The organism is Streptomyces sp. SYSU D01066-1 (assembly GCF_054956795.1).
Genome location: NZ_JBUDHV010000014.1, coordinates 164,794 through 171,917, shown reverse-complemented (window position 1 = coordinate 171,917; position 7,124 = coordinate 164,794). Strand labels below are relative to the sequence as shown.

General features: G+C 68.4%; 10 protein-coding genes. All 10 read right to left on the bottom strand.

Annotation, left to right across the window (positions count from 1 at the left end):
* Positions 1–94 precede the first annotated feature (94 nt).
* Genes ACY1JF_RS16510 through ACY1JF_RS16465 form a run of 10 tightly spaced genes read right to left on the bottom strand, consistent with a single transcriptional unit; the run spans position 95 to position 7,053 of the window.
* On the bottom strand, positions 95–643 hold the full coding sequence (locus ACY1JF_RS16510; RefSeq protein ID WP_462705878.1) for a cytidylyltransferase domain-containing protein: 549 nt from the start codon (positions 641–643) through the stop codon (positions 95–97).
* Positions 644–677: 34 nt separating this feature from the next.
* Complete coding sequence (locus ACY1JF_RS16505) at positions 678–1,226, bottom strand: NUDIX hydrolase (RefSeq protein ID WP_462705877.1); 549 nt, start codon at positions 1,224–1,226, stop codon at positions 678–680.
* A gap of 4 nt (positions 1,227–1,230) precedes the next feature.
* Complete coding sequence (locus ACY1JF_RS16500) at positions 1,231–2,352, bottom strand: adenosylhomocysteinase (RefSeq protein ID WP_462705876.1); 1,122 nt, start codon at positions 2,350–2,352, stop codon at positions 1,231–1,233.
* Positions 2,353–2,383: 31 nt separating this feature from the next.
* Positions 2,384–3,382 (bottom strand): NAD-dependent epimerase/dehydratase family protein, encoded by a 999-nt coding sequence (locus ACY1JF_RS16495; protein WP_462705875.1) that lies wholly within the window; start codon positions 3,380–3,382, stop codon positions 2,384–2,386.
* A 38-nt stretch (positions 3,383–3,420) separates the two neighbouring features.
* The gene (locus ACY1JF_RS16490) at positions 3,421–4,257 is read right to left on the bottom strand and encodes an aminoglycoside phosphotransferase/kinase family protein (RefSeq protein WP_462705874.1); all 837 of its coding nucleotides are present in this window, start codon (positions 4,255–4,257) and stop codon (positions 3,421–3,423) included.
* The gene (locus ACY1JF_RS16485; RefSeq protein ID WP_462705873.1) at positions 4,254–4,613 is read right to left on the bottom strand and encodes a histidine phosphatase family protein; all 360 of its coding nucleotides are present in this window, start codon (positions 4,611–4,613) and stop codon (positions 4,254–4,256) included. Before ACY1JF_RS16485 ends, ACY1JF_RS16490 begins: the two co-directional genes overlap by 4 nt.
* On the bottom strand, positions 4,520–4,909 hold the full coding sequence (locus ACY1JF_RS16480) for a histidine phosphatase family protein (protein ID WP_462705872.1): 390 nt from the start codon (positions 4,907–4,909) through the stop codon (positions 4,520–4,522). Before ACY1JF_RS16480 ends, ACY1JF_RS16485 begins: the two co-directional genes overlap by 94 nt.
* The gene (locus tag ACY1JF_RS16475) at positions 4,906–5,667 is read right to left on the bottom strand and encodes a phosphotransferase (RefSeq protein WP_462705871.1); all 762 of its coding nucleotides are present in this window, start codon (positions 5,665–5,667) and stop codon (positions 4,906–4,908) included. The genes ACY1JF_RS16480 and ACY1JF_RS16475 overlap by 4 nt, the downstream gene beginning before the upstream one ends.
* Positions 5,664–6,512 (bottom strand): class I SAM-dependent methyltransferase, encoded by an 849-nt coding sequence (locus ACY1JF_RS16470; RefSeq protein ID WP_462705870.1) that lies wholly within the window; start codon positions 6,510–6,512, stop codon positions 5,664–5,666. The genes ACY1JF_RS16475 and ACY1JF_RS16470 overlap by 4 nt, the downstream gene beginning before the upstream one ends.
* A 31-nt stretch (positions 6,513–6,543) precedes the next feature.
* Complete coding sequence (locus ACY1JF_RS16465) at positions 6,544–7,053, bottom strand: P-loop NTPase family protein (protein ID WP_462705869.1); 510 nt, start codon at positions 7,051–7,053, stop codon at positions 6,544–6,546.
* Positions 7,054–7,124 lie beyond the last annotated feature (71 nt).

Below are 7,124 nucleotides of genomic sequence, written 5' to 3'. Positions count from 1 at the left end.
TCATTGAGGGCTTATCCCCGTATACGGGGTCGTCGTACAGCGACCATGCCGGGGCGCAATCTGCCAAGAACTACCGCGAAAGCGAACCAAACGCTCACTTAGGGCGGTCGCCTTTGGGATAGGGGATGGGCTGGCGCGAGAACATCAGGGCCTTCCCTTGGGCCGAGACAACGACCTTGACGACGTTGTGGTCAAGGGCGGCACCCAGGTCGTGCAGCTCGGTGTATGCGTTCACGGCGAGTGTTCCCGGCGGCGCGTACTCCAGGGCCTCGGAGATGTCGTCGATGGCAGTTGGTGAAATGAACGGCTCGTCGCCCTGGACGTTGATGTACGCCTCAGCCGGCAGACGCTCGGCGACCTCCGCAACGCGGTCGGTGCCGGTGAGGTGCTCTCCGGTACGGATGCAGTCGATGCCCAGTTGGCCGCACGCTGCCTCGATGCGTTCGTCGTCCGTCGCCACGATGGCTCTGTCGAGGCGTTTGGCCTCCAGGCAGCGCTGGTGGACGTGCCAGAGCAACGGCTTGTCGCCGAGGAGGGCCAGCGGTTTGCCGGGGAAGCGCGAAGCCCCCCAGCGGCAGGGTATGACGGCGATGTGCCGGCGCGGTTTCGCTCCGGCCAGTTGATGGGCTGTGGTGGCGGACACGGCGTCCTCCGGTGGTCGGGTACGAGTGGGCGGCTCAGGCGAGCCGGGTGAGCTTGGCGCGGACGGTGGGTGAAGCGGCACTGGCGAACGGCCGCCATTCGTAGCCGTCGACCTCCTCTTGGAGCGTCACCCTGTGTTCTGCGGCGAGGTCGAATGCCCAGCGGAAGTCCACGTGGTGGTGAGCCGGCTCGTCCTTCAAGGGGTTTGCTTCGATGGCGTGCACGTCGATGTCGAGGGGGACGTCCTCGTAGCCGACGAGGGGGACGACGGCGCTGGGCGCGATGCCGACCTCTTCGTGTAGTTCGCGCAGGGCAGCGTCGCGCAGGTGCCGGTCAGCCGGCTCGTTGTGCCCGCCGGGCGCCAGTAGCTTCCCGGACGCCTTGTGCACGATGTGCAGCACGCGCCGGTCGTCGTCGATGAGGATTGCGCTGCAGGTCACGTGGGCGGGGTAGGTTTTGCGGCTCGTGGGGGCGTCGGGGCCGACGAGCGCGGCGAACAGCAGGGCCAGGGAATCGCGCTCGTCCGGGTGGCGGGCGAGATACGCCTCGGTGACAGAGCGGATGTGTTCGGTGGAGGGAGGCACCGGGTCACCTTTCGAAGTGGCGGAGCCAGGTTCTGGCGATGGTGTCGCGGTCGGACGCCGGCATCTCATGCAGGCCCGGGTGGAAGCGGGCGTGGCTGAGTGCGGCGGTGGCGGCGAGTATCTCGGCTTGGACGAGGTGGATGTACGGGCCGACGGCGGCGCCGTGCACGAAGTTGACGGCACCGCCGTCGGCGAGGACGTAGAAGTAGTGGCCGGTGACCTCGTATCGCGTCAACTGGGCTCCGACTGGGCTGCGCTCGTAAAGGTCGTGGAGGCTGCCGAGTTCGAGTTCGTCCTCGGAGGAGGTCACCGATCCGAGGTACGCGCCGTTGCGCAACGCGGCGAAGTCTCCCTGCCGAAGAGCCAGATTGCCGGTGGCGCACAGGACGAGTTCCGCGTCGTGCACGGCGTGGGCGGTGGACGCGCTGGTGCGGAAGCCGAGGGAGTGCGCCTGCACCCGCCTGACCGGATCGTTGTCGTACACGGTGACGCGCAGATCCTGCGAGCGCAGGGTCTGGGCGATGGCGCGGCCGATCTTGCCGAAGCCGATGACGCAGGCGTTGCGGCTGGCCAGGATGTCCCCACGAGCGCGGACGAGGGCGTCGGTGGAGAACACGATCGATCGGCCGACTAGGTGGTCCTCGCAGTCCTTGAGTGGGGAGCGGGCCACGGACACGACCGGGCACGGCAGGGAGTCGAGGGCCGCGTACCGCTGGTGTCCGTTCTCGGTGTCCTCGACGACTCCGAGGATGCGGCCGGAGAACTTGCTCACGAGCGTGTCGAGACTCGCCGCGAAGTACCCGCCGATGTCCACCAGGACGACGTTCCGGCCGCCGGCCGTGTCCTCCAGATAGTCCAGGGCGCGCGTCTCGTCGGTGAACCGCTCCCGGGCCAGGGTGTGGACCGGCAGTGTGCGGCGGACGGCGTCAAGGGTCGGCTGGTGGATCGACCGGGGCTTGGGCAGTACGGCGCCGACCGTGCAGACCGCGGCCATGGCGTGCAGGAAGGCCGGTCTTTCCGGGAGCAGGTGCGTGATGACCAGCGTCGTGATCGCCTCGCCGGCAGGGAACTGCGCGGTGATTTGCCGGAAGAAGGCGTCCAGCCGCGCTCGCTCGGGAGTTTCCATTACCACTCTTCTCGGGCTTCGAGGCGTAGGGCTACGCGGCCCGGCTGTAATCCGGAAGCTGGGCGGCCAGCGCCTGCATGTGGGCGCGAAGCCCGGTGTGGAGGTCGACTCGCGGCTGCCAACCGAGGACCTCCCGGGCGCGGCTGGGATCGGCGCGGGTGATGAGGACGTCACCGTTACGCGCGTGGTCCTGGTGGAGCTGGATATCGCGACCGGTGAGGCGGGCGGCGATATTGATCACCTCCAGCAGCGATGCGTTCGAGCCGCCGCCGACGTTGATGGCACCGTGAGCGGTCGGTGTGACGGCCGAGGCAATCGTGGCGGCGACCACGTCGTCGATGTAGGTGAAGTCGCGGCGCTGGTGGCCGTCTCCGTACAGACGGAGGGGTTGTCCGGTCAGGGCGGCGTGCAGGGCGCGATGGGTGAACATGTCGGTGCGCTGCCGGGGACCGTAGACGGTGAAGTACCGCAGGGCGACGATGCTCGGACCGGTGGGGCGCTCGGCGTAGGCGAGGCAGAGCTGCTCTTCGGCCAGTTTGGTCACGGCGTACGGGGATGCGGGTTTCGGACGGTCGGCCTCGAGGCTCGCGCCGCCGTCGGTCGGACCGTAGACGCTGGAGGAGGAGGCGACGACCAGCCGGGGGACACCGATGCGAGTGGAGGCTTCCAGGACGCGGTGGGTGGCCAGCACGTTGGACGCGAGATAGTCGCCGAACTGCGGTCCCCAGGAGGGCCGTACACCGGGGATTCCGGCGAGGTGGAAGACCGCGTCCGCGTCGATCAGGAGAGGGTCGATCGCGCAGTGGAGGAGGTCGGCCGTGACGTGGTGGTATCCCGGGAGCCCTCGCAGCGCAGTGAGGTTGGCTGCGGCCGTGGAGTCGGTGGTCGGGTCTCGGCGGTCCACGCCGATCACTGTGGTGCCGGCCCGGACGAGGGTGTGCGCGAGGTGGGAGCCGATGAATCCGGCGGAGCCGGTCACCACGGCCCGACGGGGGGCGGCAGTGATCGGGGACTGCTCGTGCTGCGGCACAGGAATCTCCAGAGAGGTGTCGTCGAAGAAGAGGAAGGTCAGGCGAGCTGGGACAGGACGGTTCTGCCGTGCTCGCTGAGAGTGGGGTCGTTTTCCAGGTGGCCCTTGACCAGGGCCGTGGCCGCCTCTATGGCGCCGAAGGACTCCAGGAAGTGCTGTTCGGTGTCGTTCAGCGGACGCCCGTAGCCGTCGAAAAATGCCGTGCGGAGGTGGGGTGCGGCTTGCCAGCGTCGGAATTCGAGCCGTGCGAAGTCCCGGACGCGGGCGTCGCGTCGCATGTGCTCGAAGTCGCAGATACCGAAGGTGTCCCCTGTCAGCCAGTTGCGCGGCTGGTAGTCGAGATGGCAGACCGCGCTGTCCATGCGGCTGTGCCCCAAGATTTCGGCGTGGTGCTTCAGCAGGCTCTGCTCGGCTGCGTCGACCAGGTCGGCGTGGACGGCCCGGTCGATCCAGCTCTGAAGGCGCTCGGCGAGCGCTGCGCCGACGGCGCCACCCGGAGACATGGTGGTGGCACGGTGGAGCTTGCCGAGGACGTGGCCGGCCTCGTAATGGGCCAGTTTCTCCTCGGGTGAGCCAGGGGCTGCGGTGTCTGCTCGATCGCCTGTGAGCGCGGTCAGCAGCAGGGTGCGGGTGGCATCGTCACGACCGACCAGCTGCGGCGCATGGCCGGTGAGGTAGGTGCCCCATGTCCGGTAGGCGTGGAGTTCTCCTGCGTAGCGGTCTCGCTTTGCGTGCTGCTTGGCAACGAAGTGACGCCCGTCGCAGGCCACCACGCGCACGACCCTGGCCGGCAGCCTGGAGTCCGGCGCGGTCTCGACTGGGCCAAGGAAGCGGTGTGCCAGTCGGATTCGAGGGTCCTCCGATGTAGCGATCACGGGGTCGGCTCCGGTGTGAGGAGACTGAGGTGCTCGGTGTCGTTGTGTCGATCGAGCATCCAGCGGGTCTGGCCCAGGCGGTTGCGGTGGTGTTGCCAGCGGGTGATGGACGCGTGGTGGTGCGTGAAGCCCGCCGGCGAGCCGATCGGGATACCGAGGAGCAGGGTGTGTGCGGTGATCACGGTCTCCCCGTGGGCCGCAAACACGACGCGCTTCCCATGGTTCTCCTCGATGAGCTGACACAGGTCTCTGCTGGCGCGCTTCAGGAACCCGTTCCAGGTGTCGGAGCCGGCGGCCCAGGGAGGTCGGGGTGCGCATGCGGTCCGCCGTTGGCGGCCGTCTTCACCGCATCCCAAGGCTTGCCGTCGGCATCGCCGTGGACCGGGCCGTCGAGACGATCATCGTGGTGCAGCGGAATCTGCAGCGTCTGAGCGATGATCTCGCCGGTCTGGACGAGACGGATCCGCGGTCCCGCGTAGACCACGTCGAAGGGCTTCTTCAGGTGCTCGGTGGCCAGGCGGCGTGCCGCCTGTTCAGCCTGGGCGTACCCGAGATCGGTCAGGCCGGTGCAGGTGCGCGGGCCACCGACGAGGCCGTCGGCGTTGCACTGCGCCTGACCGTGTCGTACGAAGACGAGTTCGCTGATGATCATGAGGCACCTCGGTGGTGAAAACGGAGGGGCAAGGCGTAGCGGTAGCCGTTACGGCCGACGTACGGGGCTGTGAGCACGGCGTGCAGGCCCAGAAAGCTGTCGAGCCGTCCTCGGTCCGTCGTACCCAACCGGGCGTCGTGGCGTCGGGCTGCCGCGTTGTACGCGAGCAGGGCAGCGTTGACGGCGTGGTCCGTGAGCGGTCCGTACGTCAGGTGGAGCGTCGCGATGAGCTTCGCGAGGTCATAGCCCAACGGGGCCAGGGACAGGTCATCGGTATCGACGGCGACGATTTCCTGCGTGCTGGTGATGATGAAGTTCAGCGGGTTGCTGTCCTTGTAGAAGGCGCATGGTCCTTGGGCGGTGGCTTCCAGCAGGCCAAGCATCGCGTACAAGGCCGCCTTGTCCGGCAGGTAGCCCTGCTCGTGGCGTTGCCGTAGGGCTGCCTCACGAACGCCCAGGTAATCGCCAAACGCCGTGCCATCCCGAAAGCAGTGCGGGGTGTGCAGCGACGCCGACTGCAGGTCGCTGGACCAGGCGGCACCGTGGGCGTGGCCCAGCAGTTTCGCCACGCGGGGAAGGTCCGCGGGGCGCACGGAGCGGCCCTCGATCCGTTCAAACGTCAGGCTGTCAGGCCTGATGGTGTGGAGGGCCGGCTGCCGCAGCGGTTTCGCGTGCTCGTCGATCCACCGGTAGTGGCGCACAGCTCCCGCCGCGCGCTCTGGTGTCGCGTAGTGCTTGGTGAATGGTGTGATGCTCATGCTGGCCGCCCTTCGTTCGGCTGGGCTACGACGAAGGTGATGCGGGACCGGGTGGTGAGTGGCTGGTCGGGGATGAATTCGTGCAGGGTTGCGGACAACGCGCCGGGGTCGCCGTACAGGCCGGGCGCGAGGTCGTACTTGGGGTTGGTGGCCAGGTACTGCGCCGTGTGGTCGTGGCCCTCGAAGGTGAAGGCGTGCTCCTCGTCCAGGACGGCGATCACGTCGAGCGAGGAGGCGGCCAGGTCGGCGAGGTTGCCGCTGTGGGCCGCGGCGTAGAGGCTCTCGCGCTGGTCGGCTCGCGGATCGAGGCCGACGGAAGCGACGAGCTGGTCCATCTCTCGGTAGCTGTCGAGACTCTTGGTGACGAGCACGGCCACGCCCTCGGGGGCGAGTACCCGGGCGATCTGCGCGATGACGCTTCCGGGGCACGGCGAGTGGTAGAGGCAGAACGCGGCGACGGCAACATCGCACGACCCGGCGGGCAGCGGAAGGTCGTGGAAGTCTCCCTCGACGAAGCTCACCGTGGTGTCGATCAGATCTTGGGCGCGCTCGTGGGCTTGGGCCAGCAGGGAGGGGGCAGCGTCCAGGCCGACGACGTGCTGCGGCTGGAGTTGCTCGGCGAGGACCAGGCTGCTTGTGCCGCGACCGCAGCCGATGTCGAGCACGACGCCGAGCCGGTCTGGCCGGGCATGGTGGGTCTGCACCAGACTGACGATGGTCTCGGGCACGGGGCGGCCAGAGGTCTTCGCACGCAGCAGGGCACTGGTCCGCCCAGCCAGCCGCGAGGCACGGCCGTACAGCTCCTGCCGGCGGGTGGGGTCCAGGAACGGGTTGGGGTCGCTCATGCCGCGCCCCCGGCCCGGGGGCGCGAGCCGTTCAGGACTGCTCGGCGGCCACCTTCCGTAGCCAACGGCGCGTCTGACGCCGGTTGGCCAGCAGCACCACATCGGCGCCGGAGCCGAACTCCTCGATCTTCGCCAGCACGCGGGGCCGCATCTTGCGCCGGTAGGTGGCGACGTACTTGATCACACCCCAGTGGATGCGGTTGTGCACCCCGTTGCCCTTGTGCCCGGCCCCGTGCCGGAGCTGCCGGGAGAAGATCCCGTACAGCGCCGCTACCGTCGACACGTCCATCAGGACCACCGTGTCGCAGGCTTCGAGCCGCACCTGCAGGGTCGAGTTGTAGTTGCCGTCGATCACCCACCGCGGCTGCGCGACCAGCTCGCGCTGGACGGCGGTGAACTCGTCCATGGACAGCGCGTTCCACTCGTCGTCGTAGAACGCGGCGTCCAGATGCGTCACCGGGGCGTCGAGGATCCTGCCCAGTTCGCGGGCCACGTGAGATTTGCCGCTGCCTCCGCAGCCGATGATGGCGACCTTCTTCATGGTGCTCCAGCGTAGACAGGTGCGAGTGTCCGGCGGCCCCGTCCCCCGAGGCACGATGGGATGAGCCAGGC